Below are 17,196 nucleotides of genomic sequence, written 5' to 3'. Positions count from 1 at the left end.
GCGGGGTCCCATGCGTGTGGTGGTGCAGGGCGGCGGCCGGGGCGCGCGCCGCGCCGGTCTCGCGGGCCTGCTGTGGGCCGCCGCCGAACTGGCCGTCACGGTGGGTGTGGTGGTGTTGCTGCTGGTGGTGCACCAGGTGTGGTGGACCAACCGGCAGGCCCTGGCCTCCGCCCACCGGCAGGTCGCCGCTTTGGAGGAGGAGTGGCAGGCCGGGGCCGGTTCCCGTTCCGATTCCCGTTCAGATTCCCGGTCTGAGCCCGGTTCCGGGTCGCCTGCCGATTTGCCTTCCGGCTCCGGCTCCGGCTCGTCGGCTCCTGCCTCTGCTGCCCCTTCTGTTTCGCCTGCGGCGCCGGGCTCGTCTCCTGCCGGTGCTGCCCCGGGTGGTTCCGGGGCGTACGGGGTGCTGCGGATTCCGCGGCTCGGGGTCGTCGTGCCGATCGCGCAGGGGGTCGACAGGCGGGCCGTGCTCGACAAGGGGTACGCCGGGCACTATCCCGGGACCGCGCAGCCGGGGGCGGCGGGGAACTTCGCGCTGGCCGGGCACCGCAACACCCACGGGGAGCCGTTCCGGTACATCAACCGGCTGCGGGCGGGGGACGAGCTGATCGTCGACGTCCGGGGGCGGCGGTTCACGTACGTGGTCGGCAGGACGCTGGCCGAGACGAGCGAGCGGGACACGGGGGTGCTCGCGCCGGTGCCGCGGAGCACGGTGCGGCCCGAGTACGGGTACAGCGAGCCGGGCGCGTACATCACGCTCACCACCTGCACTCCGGAGTACACCTCCAAGTACCGGCTGGTGGTCTGGGGAACCCTGCGCCACCCCGACTCCGTTGTCAGTGCGGTCGGTTAGGATCGATCCGAGCCAGTTGATCATGGGGAGGCGGGGGGTGGTGGTCCGGATGGGCGGGCGGTTTGCGTGTGCGTCCTATCTCGCTGCTCGGCTTGCCCCGCTGCTGTTGCTCGGGGGCCTGCTCGGGCTGTTCCTCGGGGAGAGCGGGCCGGCTGCCGTCGTGGTGGCCCTGGCCGCCCTCGCCGCCGCCGTGGCCGTGGGTGCCGCCGCCCTGGCCGCCTGCCTCGTACGGCCCGTGCCGCCGCACCGCATACGCACCGCGATCCGGGATCGCGAGCAGCGCACGGCGTTCCTGCCGCAGCGTGACCCCGATGCCTCGGGCCGGTCGCGGCCCAGGGCGCCCGGCCGTCTCGTCCCGACGGCCGCGTAGGGGCGCGTAGCTCTTCGCTCTTCCTCTTTTCGTTCCTCCCACCTTGCTGCCGTGCCCCTCGCGGGTCGTCGCATCGCCGAAGAAGCGCATTTCTTTCGACGTTCGACGAGACCCCTCGGAGGGCCCGCGTGTCCGTTTTCACCCGTCTTGTTGTTGAGCTGGGCCGGTTCCTGGAGCCGGTGCTGGCCGAATCCGCGACCGCTGCCGCGATCGTGCTGTTCACCGTGCTCGTACGGCTCGCCCTGCACCCGCTGAACCGGGCGGCCTTCAAGGGCGCCACCCCGGTGGCCGGCTGCCTGCCGGTGCTGCTCCAGCTGCCGGTGTTCTTCCTCATGTACCGGGCCTTCACCTCGTCCGGCGAGCTGCTGGACCACCGCCTGCTCGGGGCGCCGCTGGGCTCCCGGTGGGCCGACGCCCTGGGGGCCGGTGGCGTCTTCGGGGCGCAGGGGCTGGTGTTCCTCGGGCTGTTCGCCGCCATTGCCGCGGTTGCGGCCTGGAGCGCGGTGCGCGGTCGGCGGGCCGCCGCCGCGGCCCCCGGCCCCGGTGCCGCCGCGGCCCCCGGCTCCGGTGCCGCCGCGCTGAGTGCCGAGCAGCAGGAGGTGCTGCGGAAGGTCGGCGGCGTACTGCCCCTGCTGTCGTTCGGGACGCTGGTCACGGCCGCCGTGGTGCCGCTCGCCGCGGGGCTCTACCTGGTGACCACCACCGCCTGGTCCGTCGCCGAGCGGGCCTGGCTGCAGTACCGCAAGGAGCGGGCCCAGGGGCGCGGGGCGGTGGCCGGCGGACGCGAGCGTTCCAGTCTGTGAACAGGGTCTTGCGGATTGGGTGGGCATCTTGGAGGATCAGCCAATCCTCCGATGGCCGCAACCCATCGTCCGGCCCGGGGCGTGCCCAGGGGCCGACCACCCTCGACCACGGGAGAACGCCCATGAAACTGCTGCGTGTCGGACCGGCCGGCGCCGAGCGCCCCGCGCTGCTCGACCAGGACGGGACCCTGCGCGACCTGTCCGGCCTGATCACGGATGTGGACGGCGCCTTTCTCGCCGACGACTCCGTGCTGTCCCGGGTACGGGACGCGGCGGTATCGGGTGAGCTCCCGGCGCTCGACGCCGAGGGGCTGCGGATCGGCGCGCCGATCGGCGGCATCGGCAAGATCGTGGGCATCGGCCTGAACTACTTCGGCCACGCCGCCGAGATCGGCGCGGAGCCGCCGGCCGAGCCGATCCTGTTCCTCAAGGCCGCCGACACCGTGGTCGGGCCGGACGACACCGTCCTGATCCCGCGCGGCAGCGTCAAGACCGACTGGGAGGCCGAGCTCGGCGTCGTCATCGGCAGCACGGCCCGCTACCTGTCCTCCGCCGAGGAGGGCCTCGCTCACGTCGGCGGCTACACGCTGGTCAACGACGTCTCGGAGCGCGAGTTCCAGATCGAGCGCGGCGGCACCTGGGACAAGGGCAAGAACTGCGAGACGTTCACCCCGCTGGGCCCGTGGCTCGTGACGGCCGACGAGATCGAGGACCCGCAGGTCCTCGGCGTGAAGCTGTGGGTCAACGGCGAGCTCAAGCAGGACGGCAACACCTCCGACCAGATCTTCCCGGTCGGCGAGGTCGTGCGGTACCTGAGCCAGTTCATGACGCTCCACCCGGGCGACGTCATCGTCACCGGCACCCCGGCCGGCGTGGCCATGGGCCAGCCGGAGCCGAAGCCGTACCTGCGGGCCGGGGACGTCGTGGAGCTGGAGATCGAGCGGCTGGGGCGGCAGCGGCAGGAGTTCAAGAACGCGTGATGGGCAGGAGGGCGCGGTCGTCGCCCCCTTCGTTCCTTGCGGTTCCTTGCCCCGCCCTCCTCGCTTCGTGCGGGGAGGGGACGGGAGGGGAGGGGCCGTGCCGGTGTCCGGTACGGCCCCCGCCCGTCAGCCCTTCGCCGCCGCGCGGCGGCGGCGCCCTGCGTAGAGCAGCCCGGCCCCCGCGCCCAGCGCCGCCGCGCCCGCGCCGGCCGTCACCGCAACGCCCGCGTTGGCGCCGGTGCTGGCGAGCGGGCCGGACCCGCCCGCCGGGGTCGCCTTCGTGGTCCCGCCGCCCGATCCCGAACCCGAGCCGGATCCGGACCCGGCCTCCGCGGAGGGCTTCGCCGAGCCGCTCGTGGCGCCGCCCTTGCCGGCGGACCCGTCCTTGCCGCCCTGCGCGTCCTTGTCCTTCGCCCGGGCGGTGTGCTGCCCGGTCTTCAGGAACTCGGCCCGGTCCGCCGCCGTGCCGCCCAGCGCAGCGGTCGCCGCCTTCTTCAGCTCCGGGCCCGCGTCCCCCAGCATCGCCCGGATCGCGGCGGTGTTGTCGCCGTCGCGCAGCTCGTGCTGCGTCGTCGTCACGAACGTCCGCAGCTCCTCCGGGGTCGGGTTCTTCTCCAGGAGCTTGACGATCCCGTCCTTCAGCCCCGGCCCGGCGTCCTTCAGCATGCCCAGCAGCAGGACCCGGTCGTCCTCCGCGCGCACCTTGTGCTGTCCGGTCTGGACGAACTCGCGCACCTGCTCGCGCGTCCCGCTGCTCAGCAGTTTGTTGACCGCCTCGGTGATCCCCTTGCCGGCGCCGGGCAGCATGCGCGCGAGCTCGACCTTGTCGTCTTCGAAGCGGGCCGCGTGCTGCCCCTCCTTGAGGAACGCGGTGACGGCCTCGCGGGTGCCCGTGTGGAGGGCGGCAGCGGCGGCCTTCTTCACGGCCGGGCCGCCTGCCGCCTCGATCTGCGCGACCCGTACGAGGTCGTCCTCGAACTGCTGCTTCGCCCACTCGACCTCCAGGAACGTCCGCATGTCCGCGGCCGTCCCCTTCAGGGCCTTCTCCGCGGCCGCGCGTACGCCGGGCCCGCTCGCCGGGTCCGCCAGGATGGCCTCGATGGCGGCCCGGTCCTTGGCGGCCTGCGGGTCCTCGTCCGGCTTGTCCGCGCTCTGCCCGCCCCCTGCCGGGTCCGTGTCGGGGACGGTCGCAACGGCCGGCCGGTCCACGGCCGCCGGCGCGGCGAACGCCGGCGAGGCGAGCAGGACGGCCGGGGCCATCGCGGCCGCGGCGGCGGCCGATGCGATCCTGGGCAGCTTCACGGCGGGTCCATTCTTCACACGTCTGATGATCAACAGTCTGTGAAGGATAGATCGTCCGTGCGAGGCAAAGCGCTGATTGCTATGACTTGTACGAAAAGCGGACGGGCCGGAGTCGGGTCGTGGCTCGGCGTCACAGCTCCACCGTCACCCCGTCCCGGGACGAGATCCGCGCGGCCTCCAGCACCTCCAGGCACTGCGCCGCCTCCCGCGCGGTGACCGGGGCCGGCCCGCCCTCGCGCAGCGCGGCCGCCACCGCCGCGTAGTACGCCGGGTAGTCGCCCGGCACCGTCGCCACCGGCGTCCCGCCGCCGGTCAGCGGGGACTCGCCGGAGCCCAGCCGGCCCCACATGTGCTCGGGCTCCTCGCCCCACGGGGCGTCGTCGCCCGGCCGGTGGCCCTCGCGCAGGGCGGCCTCCTGCGGGTCGAGCCCGTACTTCACCCAGCCGGCCCGCGAGCCGAGCACGCGGAAGCGGGGGCCGAGCTGGGCGGTGGTCGCGCTCACGTAGAGGTGGGAGCGGATGCCGCCCGCGTGCGTGACGGCGATGAAGGTGTCGTCGTCGGTCTCGGCGCCCGGGCGGCGCACGTCGGTCTCCGCGTACACCCGTACGGCCGGGCCGAACAGCACGAGCGCCTGGTCCACGACGTGGCTGCCGAGGTCGTAGAGCAGGCCGCCGACCTCCTCCGGCGCACCGGACTCGCGCCAGCCCCCCTTGAGCTGCGGGCGCCAGCGCTCGAAGCGGGACTCGAAGCGCTGGACCTCGCCGAGCTCGCCGTCGGCGAGGAGGCGGCGCAGGGTGAGGAAGTCGTTGTCCCAGCGGCGGTTCTGGAACACGGACAGGAAGGTGCCGGTCCGGTCGGCGAGGTCGGCGAGCTCGCGGGCCCCGGCGGCGGTCGCGGCGAGCGGCTTGTCCACGACGACCGGGATGCCGGCCTCCAGGGCGGCCGTGGCGAGCGGGACGTGGGTCCTGTTGGGGGAGGCGACGACGATCAGGTCGAGGGCCGGGCTGCGGTCCCACAGCTCCTGCGCGGAGGCGGCGATCCGCACGTCCGGGTAGGCCTCGCGGACCCGTTCCTGGCGGCCGGGGTCGGAGGTGACGACGGTGTCGAGGACCAGGCCGTCGGTGGCGGCGACCAGGGGCGCGTGGAAGACGGAGCCGGCGAGGCCGTAGCCGACGACGCCCACGCGGAGGGCAGTGGCGGTGCGGCCGGGGCCGGTGGCGTGGGTGGGGGAGGGGGTGGGGGCGGAGTTCATGCCTCCACTTTGGCAACAGTGTTTCCTAACTGCAAGGAGGGTGGAGAATGGACCGGTGGACTGGAGCAACGGAAGCGGCGTCAACCTGCCGGCACTGCGCGGGCACAACGACGCGCTCGTGCTGGCCCTGCTGCGCGAAGCCGGCCCGGCGGGCCTCGGCCGCACCGACCTCGCGGGCCGTACGGGCCTCACCCCCCAGGCCGTCGGCAAGATCACGGCGCGGCTGCGGGCCGAGGGCCTCGTCGCCGAGGCCGGCCGCGGGGCGTCCACCGGCGGCAAGCCGCGCACGCTGCTCCGGCTGGCCGCACAGGCCCGGTACGCGGTCGGGGTCCACGCCGACCGCGACGAGCTGAGCGCGGTACGGGTCGACCTCGCGGGCACCGTCGTGGACCGGCTCCGCAGCCCGCTGGACTTCGGGGCGGGGCCGGATGCCGTGGTGGAGGAGGTCGTACGGGCGGTGGGCCGGCTGAGCGGTGCCGCGGGCGGACCCCAGGCGCTGCTCGGGGTGGGGGTCGCCGCGCCCGGGCCGCTCGACCGGCGCGCCGGGATCCTGGGCCGGGTGACCGGGTATCCGCAGTGGGAGCGGTTCCCGCTGCGGCAGGCCGTCGCGGACCGGCTGGGACCGCAGGCGCCGCCGGTACTGCTGGACAAGGACACCAACGCCGGCGCCGCAGCCGCGGGCGGGACCGGGGCCGGGTACGGGTACGGGGGCTCCGGCACCTCGGTGTACCTGCACCTCGGCACCGGCCTGGGCGCGGGACTCCGGCTGGACGGCGAGGTCTACCGCGGGGAGCGGTCCGCGGCGGGGGAGTTCGGACACCAGGTGCTCAGCCTGGACGGGCCGCCCTGCCGGTGCGGAGGGCGGGGCTGCGCGGAGGTGCTGTGCCTGGGGGCGGTGGCGCGCGGGGACCTGGCCGAGGCGGCCCGGATCCTGGGCGAGGGCGCCGCGAACGTGGTCGCCCTGCTGGACGCGGACCGGGTGTGGCTCGGCGGCCGCGTGGTGGACGCCGCCCCGGAGGTCTTCACGGCGGGAGTCCGACACGTCCTGCACACCCGCAGCCTCGGCGGCCGACCCCCGGAGGTGGCGACGGCCCGGGCGGGCGTCGCGGAGGGCGCGGCGGAACTGGCCCTGGGGCGGGTGTTCGGGCGGGGGTGAGGGGGCGGGGGCCCCGCCGCCCCGCCACCCCGCCACCCCGCCGCCCCGCCGACCCGCCGCGTCGCCGCCGACCCGCCGCGTCGCCGCCGACCCGCCCCCCGCCCCTCCGCCGAACAGGCGTACCCCTCGGGGTGTCGGGGCGGGGGACGGGGGCGGGGTCGCGCGCGCGTGGCAGGGTGCGGGAAGGGCGTGGTGGTTTCTCGCCCCGGTCCACCGTCCCGTCCGGCGAGCAGCGAAGCGAAGGTCTGCCATGCGACTGCGCAAAGCCCTTGCCCTTTCCGCCGTCCTGGTGGTCCTCGCCGCCCCGACCGCCGGTGCGGACATCGGTACCGGCGGCGGTGCCCGGCCCGCTCCCGCCCTCCCGTCGCGTGCGCAGGCCGTCTGCGGTGGCGGCAAGAGCACCGCGTTCCCCATCGGGGCGCGGATCCGCGGCGGTCCGGCCGTCTACCGGACCGGCGGCGGGTCGCAGAGCTGGTTCCTGGACCTGACGAACACCACCGACGGCGAGTGCACCGCCATCCACCCCGTCGTGGTCCTGACCGACGAGGCCCGCGCGCTGAGGCCCGAGCACCTGAAGATGGAGTTCGAGGCGGCTGAGGGCGGCAGCACCCATCCCGTCAGCCTGGAGTACAGCGACCGCGACGAGATCATCGCCGTCTTCGACGGCGGCGGGGCCTTTCCCGGATTCGCCGTGCGGCCCGGCGGCTCCGTGACCGTCCGGGTGCACCTGGGTTTCACCGCCGACGCCCCCCTCGGCGAGGTCGTCGCCGATGCCGCCGTGGTCCAGCGGCGCGCCGACGACGGTGACTGGGTCGGCGAGTCCGGCGGCTACCGCTTCACCGTCGACGGCCCCCAGGATCCGGTCGAGGCGGGCTCCCTCGCGCACACCGGCCCGGTCGGCCGGGCGTACGGCGGCGAGCTCGGGGCGGGGACCGCCGCGGCCGTCGCGGTCGCGTTGGGCGGGCTCCTGCTGCTGGGCGGCCGCCGGCTGCGCGGGCGCACCCCGCCCCGCTGACCCCCGTACGCCCCGCCCGCGTACAGTCCGAGGGTGGAAGAACAGACCCGGCACCACCGCCCCGGCGCCCCCGTGCGCTCCGGCATCCCGGAGCACGGACGCATCCCCAAGTACTACGCCGTCAAGGCCCGCATCGCGGGGCTTCTCGACGACCTCGGCGAGGGCGGCCTGCTGCCCACCGAGCGTGATCTCGCCGAGCGTTACGAGGTCTCCCGCGAGACCCTGCGCCAGGCGCTGCGCGAGCTGCTGCTCGAAGGCCGGATCCGCCGCTCGGGCCGCGGCACCGTGGTGGCGGGCCCGAAGCTGGAGCAGCCCCTGTCGCTGGCGAGCTACACCGAGGGCGTACGCCGCCAGGGGCGCCGGCCCGGCCGCAATCTGATCGGGCTGGAGCGGTTCCCCTGCCCGCCCGAGCTCGCCGACGGCATCGGCGCCGAGCAGGGGGAGCCGGTCTGGCACCTGGAGCGGGTCCTGCTCGCCGACGACGAGCGGGTCGGGCTGGAGAGCACGTACATCCGGGTGGCGCGGGCGCCCCGCCTGGACGTCGATTTCCAGCCGGACTCCTCCTTCTACGGCTACCTCCTCGACAGTCTCGGCATCTCCTTCGGCGACGCCGACGAGAAGCTGGAGACGGTGCTCGCGACCCCGCGCGAGGCCCTGCTGATCGGGACCCCGCCGGCGCTGCCGATGCTGCTGATCCACCGGTTCTCGCGGGACCGGGACGGCCGGCCCCTGGAGCGGGTGCGCTCGCTCTACCGCGGCGACCGGTTCAGCTTCACCACCCATCTGCGGCCGGACTAGGAGGGCGGAATCTCCCTGTCCAGGTGATATGCGGCCCGCTCTGTATCACAGAAGCATAACGGGTCTGGTCCAAACGTGTCGGGCTGTTCACCGTCCCGTTCCCGCTCGGACCCCCGCGCTCCACGGGCCGCAGCCACCGTTGCCGCCGTGAGAGTCATAGTCGTCGGAGGCGGCGTGGTCGGCACCATGCACGCCTGGCAAGCAGTCGAACGCGGCCACGAGGTCGTCCAGATCGAGCGCGAGGCCGAGGCGCGCGGCGCATCGCTGCGCAATTTCGGCCAGATATGGGTCAGCGGGCGGGCCGGGGGCGAGGAGCTCGACACCGCCCTGCGGGCCCGAGAGCTGTGGGAGGAGATCGGGGCGCGGGTGCCCGGCCTGGGCTTTCGCCCGATCGGCTCCCTGACCCCCGTCCGCACCGCGGCCGAGTACGCCGTCGCCGAGGCGGCCGCCGCCCGGACCGACGCCGCCGCCCGCGGCTACAAGCTGGTCACCGCCGACGAGGCGCGGGCCCTCAACCCCGCCCTGCGCGGCGCCTTCGAGGCCGCCCTCTGGTGCGAGCGCGACGCCGCCGTCGAGCCGCGCACGGCGCAGCCGCACCTGCGCGAGGCCCTCCTCGCGACCGGCCGCTACACCTTCCTGCCCGGCCGGGAGGTCCGCGAGGTCGTCGGGGCCGCCGCCGTCCGCGACGACCACGGCGACGTCCACCGCGGTGACGCCGTCGTCCTGGCCACCGGTGCCTGCCTGTCCGGCCTGGTCCGCGAACTCGCCCCGGACATCCGCAGCATCGTGCGCCGCGTGCGGCTGCAGATGATGCAGACCGCCCCGCTCGGCGAGCCGCTCACCACCTCCCTCGCGGACGCCGACAGCTTCCGCTACTACCCCGCCTACCGCGGCCCCGCCCTCGACGCCCTCGACTCCGGCCAGCCGCAAGGGCCGGTCGCCGCCGCGCACCGGATGCAGCTGCTGATGGTCCAGCGCCTCGACGGCGGGCTCACCATCGGCGACACCCACGAGTACGAGCACCCCTTCGCCTTCGACACCGTCGAGGACCCGTACGAGCACCTCGTCGAGGTCGTCGAGTCCTTCCTGGGCCGCCCGCTGCCGAAGGTCCGGCGCCGCTGGGCCGGGGTGTACGCGCAGTGCACGGACACCACCCGCGTCGTCCACCGCGAGCAGGTCGCCGACGGCGTCTGGCTGGTGACCGGGCCGGGCGGCCGCGGCATGACCTGTGCGCCCGCCATCGCCGAGACCACCGCGACCGAACTGGGCTGGTAGGAACGCCATGAGCAGCAACAGCAACAGCAACAGCAGCGGCAGCGGCAAGAGCCGCAACCTCGTCGTCCTCGACATGGCCGGTACCACCGTCGCCGACGGCGGACTCGTCGAGCGGGCCTTCGAGCGGGCCGCCGAGCGCCTCGGCGTCGAGCCCGGCAGCGCCGACCACGCCGCCGGACTGCAGTACGTCCGCGACACCATGGGCGAGTCGAAGATCTCCGTCTTCCGCCACCTCTTCGGTACGGAGGACCTCGCCCGACAGGCCAACACCGCCTTCGAGGAGGCGTACGCCGAGCTCCTCGACGACGGGCTCGTCACCCCCCTGCCCGGCGCCCGCGAGGCCGTCGAGGAGCTCCGCGCCGCCGGCCGCACCGTCGTGCTGACCACGGGGTTCGCCCGCGTCACCCAGGACGCCATCCTCGACGCCCTCGGCTGGCGGTCGCTCGCCGACCTCACCCTGTGCCCCGCGGACGCCGGCGGGCGCGGCCGCCCGTACCCGGACATGGTGCTCGCCGCGTTCCTGCGCACCGGCGCCGTGGCCGACGTACGGGACGTGGCCGTCGCCGGCGACACCGCGTACGACATGCTCAGCGGCAGCCGGGCCGGCGCCGGGACCGTGGCCGGCGTCCTGACCGGCGCCCACGGCCGCGAGGCGCTCACCGGGCACGGCGCCACCCACGTCCTCGGCTCGGTCGCCGAACTGCCCGCGCTGCTGGCCCGACTCGAAAGCACCGCCGCGCCCGAGGAGCCGGGCGCGTGAGCGGCATCCGCTTCGACGGGGTGTCCGTCGCCTACGGCGCCACCACCGTCCTGGACTCCCTCGACCTGACCATCGAGCCCGGCGAGGTCATGGCCCTGCTCGGCCCCTCCGGCTCCGGCAAGACGACGGCGCTGCGCGCGGTGGCCGGCTTCGTGCGGCCCGCCGCCGGCCGGGTGCTGATCGGCGGCCGGGACGTCACCGCCCTGCCGCCGCACAAGCGCGGCATCGGCATGGTCGTCCAGCAGTACGCGCTCTTCCCGCACCTGCGGGTCGAGGACAACGTGGCCTTCGGCCTGCGCGCGCAGAAGACCCCGCGGGCCGAGATCCCCGGCCGCGTCGCCGAGGCCCTGGAGATGACCGGCATGACCGCGTACGCCAAGCGGCATCCGCGCGAGCTGTCCGGCGGGCAGCAGCAGCGCGTGGCGATCGCCCGCGCCCTCGCCATCCGGCCCGGCGTGCTCCTCCTGGACGAGCCGCTGTCCGCGCTGGACGCCCAGCTGCGCTCCGGGATGCTCGCCGAACTGGACCGGCTGCACCGCGAACTGCCCGACGTGTCGATGCTGTACGTCACCCACGACCAGGTCGAGGCGCTCACCCTCGCCGACCGGATCGCCGTCATGGACCGGGCCCGGCTGCAGGACTGCGGCACCCCCCAGGAGCTGTACCGCTCGCCGCGCACCGAGTTCACCGCCTCCTTCGTCGGCAACGCCAACCTGCTGCCGGTGACGGTGGCCGGCGCGGGCGCGGTGTTCGCGGGCCGACCGCTGGAGGTGGACCGCGGGCCGGCCGCGCCGGGTGCCCGGGCCACCCTGTGCGTACGGCCGCACCGGCTCCGGCTCGGGGCCGGCCCCAACGCCCTGACGGGGACCATCGCCGAGGTCCAGTGGCGCGGCTCGACGCACCGGCTGTACGTCGACGTGGACGGCCACCGCGTCAAGGCCGACCTGCCCGAGCTGCGCGAGACCCCGGCGCTCGGCGACGAGGTCACCTTGCACTTCGAGCCGCGCGACGCGGTGCTGCTGTCGGCGGGGGTGTCCGATGGCTGAGGCCCCGGCCCCCGCCTCGACCGTGGCACCTGCGCCGGGCGGGATCCCGGCCGCGGAGGCTCCGGCCGAAGCCCCTGCCGCGGCAGAGGCCCCTGCCCCCGCCGAGGCCCCCGCCCCCGCCGCTGCCGCCCCGCTCCGGGCCGCCCGGCTGCCGCGCAGCCTCTGGGCGTTGCCGCCCGTGGCCGTGCTCGCGCTGGGCTTCCTCTACCCGCTCGTGCTCGTCGTCCGGCAGTCGCTGAGCCCCGAGCACGGTGGTGGCGCCTTCGCCGCGTACGCCTCCGTCTTCGACTCCCGGGCCTTCCGCGAGGCGCTGGGCACCACCGTCTGGCTGGCCGCCGGCGCCACCGCCGGCTGCCTCCTCCTCGGCTTCGTCCTCGCCCTGGTCATCGCCTTCGTGCCGTTTCCCGGGGCCCGCGGCGTCGCCCGGTTCATCGATGTCTTCCTCTCCTTCCCCTCCTTCCTCATCACCCTCGCCCTCCTCTTCATCTACGGCACGGTCGGCATGGCCAACGGCGTGTGGACCGACCTCTCCGGCGCCGCCGAAGGACCCTTCCGCTTCCTGACCACGCCCTGGGGCGTCCTGCTCGCGGAGATCACGTACTTCACGCCCTTCGTGTTGCGCCCGCTGCTCGCCGCCTTCTCCCAGCTGGACACCGCCCAGCTCGAAGCCGCCTCCTCGCTCGGTGCACGCCCCGCCCGGATCGTCCGGCAGGTGATCCTGCCCGAGGTCTTCCCGGCCCTCGCCGCAGGCGGCAGCCTCGTCCTGGTCATGTGCCTGAACGAGTTCGGGATCGTCCTGTTCATCGGGGCCAAGGGCGTCACCACGCTCCCGATGCTCGTCTACGGCAAGGCGATCCTCGAAGCCGACTACCCGGCCGCCTGCGTGGTCGCCGTCGTCGACATCGCAATCTCCGTCGGCCTGTTCGGCCTCTACCGGGTGGTGAGCAAGCGTGCTGGTGCATAGCAGGGCCGGCCGCTGGGCCGCCTGGGCCGTCTTCGCCGTCCTCTTCCTGCCGCTCTTCGCGCTGCCGCTGCTCGTCGTGGTGGCCGCCTCCTTCGCCACCCACTGGTCCGGCGCCTTCCCCTCCGGGCCGACCACCGAGAACTACGCCGCCGCCGTACGGGGCGAATCGCTCCAGGCGCTGACCACCTCGCTGGCCACCGCCCTCGCCGCCAGCCTGCTCGCGCTGACCGTCGGCACCTGGGCCGCACTGGCCGCCGCCGGTCTGAGGCGGCGCGGGAAGCGGACCCTGGACGCCCTGTTCATGCTGCCCATCGCCGTTCCGTCCGTGGTCGTGGGCCTTGCCGTCCTGGTCGCGTTCAGCACGCCGCCGCTGCTGCTCAACGGCACGAGCTCGATCGTGGTCCTCGCGCACACGATTCTTGTCACCGCGTTCGCCCACCAGTCGGTTTCGGCTGCCATCCTGCGTCTCGACCCCGCCTACGAGCAGGCGGCCGCCTCCCTGGGCGCCGGTCCCGCGTACGTGCTGTTCCGGGTCAGGCTGCCTCTCCTGCTGCCGTCCCTCACGGCGGCCGCCGGACTCTGCTTCGCCCTCTCGATGGGCGAGTTGAGCGCCACCATGATGCTCTACCCGCCGGACTGGACACCCCTGCCGGTCCGGATCTTCGCCGCCACCGACCGCGGCTCGCTCTTCGGCGGATCTGCCGTCGCCGTGGTCCTGATGACCACCACCCTGCTGGTCCTCATGGTCGTCTCCCGCGTCCGAACCAAGGCCGCCTACCGCTGACCCCGCCTCCGGCCGTCTCCGGCGCGGGCCGGCTGCTCCACCCCGTACCTCTCCCGCCTCTTCCTCTTCTTCCTCCTCCTCTTCCCCCGAAGGACCTGCCATGCCCAGATCCCGCATGCCCCTGCGCACCGCCGCCGCCCTGGCCGGCAGCCTCGTCCTCGCCGCCGGGCTCACCGCCTGCTCCGGCTCCTCCGGCTCCTCGGGGTCTTCCGCCTCCGGAGGCGCCAAGGGCGGCGCCAAGACCGTCACCGTCTACAGCGCCGACGGCCTCAAGAGCGACAAGGGCGACGGCTGGTACGACAAGGTCTTCGCCGACTTCACGAAGAAGACCGGCATCGAGGTCAAGTACGTCGAGGGCGGATCCGGCGAGATGGTGCAGCGCGCCGTCCGCGAGAAGGCCAACACCCAGGCCGACGTACTGATCACCCTGCCGCCCTTCATCCAGCAGGCGGGCGGCAAGGGCCTGCTCCAGGTCTACCGGCCTCAGGGCTCCGACCAGGTCAACGGTGCGAACAAGGCCGCTGACGGCACCTGGACCTCCGTCGTCAACAACTACTTCGGCTTCGTCTACAACAAGAAGGAGCTCGACCCCGCCCCGCGGACCTGGGAAGAGCTGCTGGACGCCAAGTACAAGGGCAAGCTCCAGTACTCCACCCCGGGCGTCGCGGGCGACGGCACCGCCGTCCTCGTGAAATCGATGCACGACTTCGGCGGCCAGGAGCCGGCGATGGAGTACCTGAAGAAGCTCCAGGCCAACAACGTCGGCCCGTCCTCCTCCACCAGCAAGCTCGCCCCGAAGACCGACAAGGGCGAGCTGCTCGTCGCCAACGGCGACGTCCAGATGAACTTCGCCCAGTCCAAGTCCATGCCCCACCTCGGCATCTGGTTCCCCGCCAAGGACGGCGCCAAGCCGACCACCTTCGCCCTGCCGTACGCGGCCGGCCTGGTGGCCAAGGCCCCGCACGGCGAGAACGGCAGGAAGCTCCTCGACCACCTGCTCAGCGAGGACGCGCAGAAGCTGGTCAGCGAGGTCGGCGGCGGCTTCCCGGCGCGCACCGACGTCAAGCCGACCGACGCCAACGCCGTCGAACTCACCAAGCTGATGACGGGCGTCGAGGTGTTCGAGCCGGACTGGGCCGACATCGACAAGAACCTCGCGGCCTACGTGGACGCGTGGAAGTCGGCAACCGGAAGCTGACCGGTTGCCTCCCGGTCACCCACGACCGGGAACATGACCCTCATATAACGGGTCTGGACCGAAGCGTCCTCTCGGTTCGGGCCCGGCGCATGCGCACCGCCTTCACCTGCCGCACCGCTCGCACCGCCTTCCCCGCGCGTTCCCGACGACTGCTCCCGGAGGAGTACGTGCCCACTGTCCTGCCCGGACGGGCCCTCGCCGCAGCCGCCACCGCCACGGCCGCCGCCCTGCTCGCCACCGCCCTCGGCGTGCACACCGCGACCGCCGCAGCCACCACCGCCGCGACCGCCGCAGCCACCACGGACAAGGTCCTCGTCATCGGCCTCGACGGCGTGGTCCTCGACCGCATCAAGGCCGCCAACGCCCCGAACCTGAACGGCCTGATGGCCCAGGGTCTCACCGCCCGCAGCACCCTCTACTCCAGCCCCATGGCGGCCACCTCCTCGGGCCCCGGCTGGTCCACCATCGCCACCGGCGTCTGGCCCGACAAGCACGGCGTGAAGGACAACTCCTTCACCGGCAAGAACTACGGGGCCTACCCCGACTTCCTGACCCGCATCGAGAACGCCAGGCCCTCGCTCAACACCTACGCGGCGGCCGACTGGGAGCCCATCACCTCCACCGACCAGAACGGCCCGGTCTTCTCCGCCAAGGTCGACAAGCGCCTCAGCCTCAAGGGCGACCGCGACGGCTACGGCAGCGAGGACCCGAAGATCGCCGCCGCGGCCTCGGCCGAACTGCGCGACCAGAACCCGGACGCCGCGTTCGTCTACCTCGGCCAGGTCGACTCCGCCGGGCACTCCTACGGCGCCACCAGCCAGCAGTACCTCGACGCGATCGCCCGCGTCGACACGCTGGCCGGCCAGCTGCTGACCGCGGTCGCGGCGCGCCCCACGTACGCCCAGGAGAACTGGAAGATCCTCGTCACCACCGACCACGGCCACACCGACGCCGGCGGCCACGGCGGTTCCACCGTCCAGGAGCGCGGCACCTTCGTCATCGCCAAGGGCGCCGGGATACCGGCCGGTTCGGTGCGCAGCGACGTCAAGCTCGTCGACGTCGCGGCCACCGCGCTCTCCCATGTCGGCGTCGCCGCCGGCAGCGCCATCGACGGCATCGCGCTCGACGCCCCGGACGACAACGACGCGTTCGACACCCTGCGCCCCGCCCTGCAGGGCCGCGTGGACGAGACCGGCATCCCCGCCGGAGTGAAGGGCTACACCCACACCCCGCCGGCCGGCTGGTCCGTCGACAACTCCCGGATGGGCACGGGCGGTGTCGCCGAGTGGGCCGGGTGGGCCTTCGCCACCGACGAGTTCTGGAGCCAGTCGCAGCGCGACCAGTGGCGGGAGCTGAACGTCCGCTCCCGTGACGTCTTCGCGGTCGCCGACTCCGACGAGTGGGACGACAAGTCCCACACCGGCAGCTACGACTCCACCCTGATCACCCCGGCGTGGCCGGTGACGGGCGGCACCACCCGCACCCTCACCTACCAGACGCACTACCGCCACGAGGCCGGCCAGACCGCCCAGGTCCTGGTCTCCTACAACGGGGGCACGCCCGCCGTCGTCAAGAGCCACACCGCCGACGCGGTCGCCCAGACCGAGTCCCTGACGCTCCGGATCCCGGCCGGCGCCACCGACGTGAAGGTCCAGTTCCGGTACACCGGCAGCAACAACTGGTTCTGGACGGTGGACAACGTTCACCTGACCTGAGCGGCCCGACCGGTCTGCTCGCGCGGTTCGAACGTCCGGGCCGTGGACGCCAGGAGCGTCCACGGCCCGGCCCCGATAGGGTGGTACAGACCAGAGTTCACGGGTCAGAGGACATGGCCACCGAGAGCGGAGAACAGTCCAGTGGGAGAGCGCAAGCCGATCGAATCCTGGCTCACCGACATGGACGGGGTCCTCATCCACGAGGGCACCCCGATCCCCGGCGCCGATGCCTTCATCAAGCGGCTGCGCGACTCCGGCAAGCCCTTCCTGGTCCTGACCAACAACTCCATCTACACGCCGCGCGATCTGCAGGCCCGCCTCAGCCGCATGGGCCTCGACGTGCCCGTCGAGAACATCTGGACCTCGGCGCTGGCCACCGCCAAGTTCCTCGACGACCAGCGCCCGGGCGGCACCGCGTACGTCATCGGCGAGGCGGGCCTGACCACCGCCCTGCACGACATCGGCTACATCCTCACCGACCACGACCCCGACTACGTGGTCCTGGGCGAGACCCGTACGTACAGCTTCGAGGCGATGACGAAGGCGGTGCGCCTGATCAACGCGGGTGCCCGCTTCATCTGCACCAACCCCGACGAGACCGGCCCCTCCACCGAGGGCCCGCTGCCCGCCACGGGCGCCGTCGCCGCGCTGATCACCAAGGCCACCGGCAAGCAGCCGTACTTCGCCGGCAAGCCCAACCCGCTGATGATGCGCACCGGCCTGAACGCCATCGGCGCCCACTCCGAGACCAGCGCCATGATCGGCGACCGGATGGACACCGACGTCCTGGCCGGTCTGGAGGCGGGCATGCAGACGTTCCTCGTGCTGACGGGCCTGACGACGGTCGAGGACACCGAGAAGTTCCCGTACCGCCCGACCAGGACGGTGAACTCCATCGCCGACCTGGTCGACCTTGTCTGATCCGATC

The 17,196-nt window shown here is 73.6% G+C and carries 17 protein-coding genes; 15 read left to right on the top strand and 2 right to left on the bottom strand.

Annotated features, from left to right (window positions below):
• The first annotated feature begins 10 nt into the window (after positions 1-10).
• From AB0F11_RS20010 to AB0F11_RS19995, 4 genes are all read left to right on the top strand, one after another.
• A complete protein-coding gene (locus AB0F11_RS20010; protein WP_362175379.1) occupies positions 11-850 on the top strand; it encodes a class E sortase in 840 nt (279 codons plus the stop codon).
• 49 nt (positions 851-899) lie between these two features.
• On the top strand, positions 900-1,220 hold the full coding sequence (locus AB0F11_RS20005) for a DUF6412 domain-containing protein (RefSeq protein WP_362175251.1): 321 nt from the start codon (positions 900-902) through the stop codon (positions 1,218-1,220).
• Positions 1,221-1,348: 128 nt separating this feature from the next.
• Positions 1,349-2,023, top strand: coding sequence for a YidC/Oxa1 family membrane protein insertase (locus AB0F11_RS20000; protein ID WP_362175248.1), 675 nt, complete (start codon positions 1,349-1,351; stop codon positions 2,021-2,023).
• Between the two features lie 122 nt (positions 2,024-2,145).
• Positions 2,146-3,003: a fumarylacetoacetate hydrolase family protein gene (locus AB0F11_RS19995; protein ID WP_362175246.1), complete on the top strand. Its 858-nt coding sequence runs from the start codon at positions 2,146-2,148 to the stop codon at positions 3,001-3,003.
• A gap of 126 nt (positions 3,004-3,129) precedes the next feature.
• Here AB0F11_RS19995 and AB0F11_RS19990 read toward each other — a convergent pair whose 3' ends face one another.
• Positions 3,130-4,323, bottom strand: coding sequence for an ALF repeat-containing protein (locus tag AB0F11_RS19990; protein ID WP_362175243.1), 1,194 nt, complete (start codon positions 4,321-4,323; stop codon positions 3,130-3,132).
• 112 nt (positions 4,324-4,435) lie between these two features.
• Entirely contained in the window at positions 4,436-5,557 is a 1,122-nt protein-coding gene (locus AB0F11_RS19985; protein WP_362175240.1) for a Gfo/Idh/MocA family oxidoreductase, read from the bottom strand.
• A 55-nt stretch (positions 5,558-5,612) separates the two neighbouring features.
• On the opposite strand from AB0F11_RS19985, the gene AB0F11_RS19980 reads away from it, so the two are divergent.
• From AB0F11_RS19980 to AB0F11_RS19930, 11 genes are all read left to right on the top strand, one after another.
• Positions 5,613-6,713, top strand: coding sequence for an ROK family transcriptional regulator (locus tag AB0F11_RS19980; RefSeq protein WP_362175237.1), 1,101 nt, complete (start codon positions 5,613-5,615; stop codon positions 6,711-6,713).
• Positions 6,714-6,963: 250 nt separating this feature from the next.
• Positions 6,964-7,728, top strand: a complete 765-nt coding sequence (locus tag AB0F11_RS19975; RefSeq protein WP_362175234.1) for a hypothetical protein — start codon at positions 6,964-6,966, stop codon at positions 7,726-7,728.
• Positions 7,729-7,761: 33 nt separating this feature from the next.
• Positions 7,762-8,526, top strand: coding sequence for a GntR family transcriptional regulator (locus tag AB0F11_RS19970; protein WP_362175232.1), 765 nt, complete (start codon positions 7,762-7,764; stop codon positions 8,524-8,526).
• A 147-nt stretch (positions 8,527-8,673) separates the two neighbouring features.
• The gene (locus AB0F11_RS19965) at positions 8,674-9,801 is read left to right on the top strand and encodes a TIGR03364 family FAD-dependent oxidoreductase (protein WP_362175229.1); all 1,128 of its coding nucleotides are present in this window, start codon (positions 8,674-8,676) and stop codon (positions 9,799-9,801) included.
• Between the two features lie 7 nt (positions 9,802-9,808).
• Positions 9,809-10,561, top strand: a complete 753-nt coding sequence (locus AB0F11_RS19960; RefSeq protein ID WP_362175226.1) for a phosphonatase-like hydrolase — start codon at positions 9,809-9,811, stop codon at positions 10,559-10,561.
• Positions 10,558-11,607: an ABC transporter ATP-binding protein gene (locus AB0F11_RS19955; RefSeq protein ID WP_362175223.1), complete on the top strand. Its 1,050-nt coding sequence runs from the start codon at positions 10,558-10,560 to the stop codon at positions 11,605-11,607. The genes AB0F11_RS19960 and AB0F11_RS19955 overlap by 4 nt, the downstream gene beginning before the upstream one ends.
• Positions 11,600-12,571 (top strand): 2-aminoethylphosphonate ABC transporter permease subunit, encoded by a 972-nt coding sequence (locus AB0F11_RS19950; protein WP_362175220.1) that lies wholly within the window; start codon positions 11,600-11,602, stop codon positions 12,569-12,571. Before AB0F11_RS19955 ends, AB0F11_RS19950 begins: the two co-directional genes overlap by 8 nt.
• Positions 12,558-13,355 carry an ABC transporter permease subunit gene (locus tag AB0F11_RS19945; RefSeq protein ID WP_362175217.1) on the top strand — a complete coding sequence of 266 codons (798 nt, stop codon included), beginning with the start codon at positions 12,558-12,560 and terminating at the stop codon, positions 13,353-13,355. Before AB0F11_RS19950 ends, AB0F11_RS19945 begins: the two co-directional genes overlap by 14 nt.
• 100 nt (positions 13,356-13,455) lie before the next feature.
• Positions 13,456-14,553 (top strand): 2-aminoethylphosphonate ABC transporter substrate-binding protein, encoded by a 1,098-nt coding sequence (locus tag AB0F11_RS19940; protein ID WP_362175214.1) that lies wholly within the window; start codon positions 13,456-13,458, stop codon positions 14,551-14,553.
• Between the two features lie 167 nt (positions 14,554-14,720).
• Positions 14,721-16,268, top strand: a complete 1,548-nt coding sequence (locus tag AB0F11_RS19935) for an alkaline phosphatase family protein (RefSeq protein ID WP_362175211.1) — start codon at positions 14,721-14,723, stop codon at positions 16,266-16,268.
• Between the two features lie 141 nt (positions 16,269-16,409).
• The gene (locus AB0F11_RS19930) at positions 16,410-17,189 is read left to right on the top strand and encodes an HAD-IIA family hydrolase (RefSeq protein ID WP_362175208.1); all 780 of its coding nucleotides are present in this window, start codon (positions 16,410-16,412) and stop codon (positions 17,187-17,189) included.
• Positions 17,190-17,196 lie beyond the last annotated feature (7 nt).

The sequence above is a fragment of the Streptomyces sp. NPDC032472 genome, assembly GCF_040636955.1.
Lineage (GTDB): Bacteria > Actinomycetota > Actinomycetes > Streptomycetales > Streptomycetaceae > Streptomyces.
This window is presented reverse-complemented; position numbering and strand designations above follow the sequence as displayed.

Excerpts from the sequence above, each read along its gene's own strand:
- AB0F11_RS20010 (WP_362175379.1), top strand. The coding sequence starts at position 11 with ATGCGTGTGGTGGTGCAGGGCGGCGGCCGGGGCGCGCGCCGCGCCGGT.
- AB0F11_RS20005 (WP_362175251.1), top strand. The coding sequence starts at position 900 with ATGGGCGGGCGGTTTGCGTGTGCGTCCTATCTCGCTGCTCGGCTTGCC.
- AB0F11_RS19995 (WP_362175246.1), top strand. The coding sequence starts at position 2,146 with ATGAAACTGCTGCGTGTCGGACCGGCCGGCGCCGAGCGCCCCGCGCTG.
- AB0F11_RS19985 (WP_362175240.1), bottom strand. The coding sequence starts at position 5,557 with ATGAACTCCGCCCCCACCCCCTCCCCCACCCACGCCACCGGCCCCGGC.
- AB0F11_RS19975 (WP_362175234.1), top strand. The coding sequence starts at position 6,964 with ATGCGACTGCGCAAAGCCCTTGCCCTTTCCGCCGTCCTGGTGGTCCTC.
- AB0F11_RS19960 (WP_362175226.1), top strand. The coding sequence starts at position 9,809 with ATGAGCAGCAACAGCAACAGCAACAGCAGCGGCAGCGGCAAGAGCCGC.
- AB0F11_RS19950 (WP_362175220.1), top strand. The coding sequence starts at position 11,600 with ATGGCTGAGGCCCCGGCCCCCGCCTCGACCGTGGCACCTGCGCCGGGC.
- AB0F11_RS19940 (WP_362175214.1), top strand. The coding sequence starts at position 13,456 with ATGCCCAGATCCCGCATGCCCCTGCGCACCGCCGCCGCCCTGGCCGGC.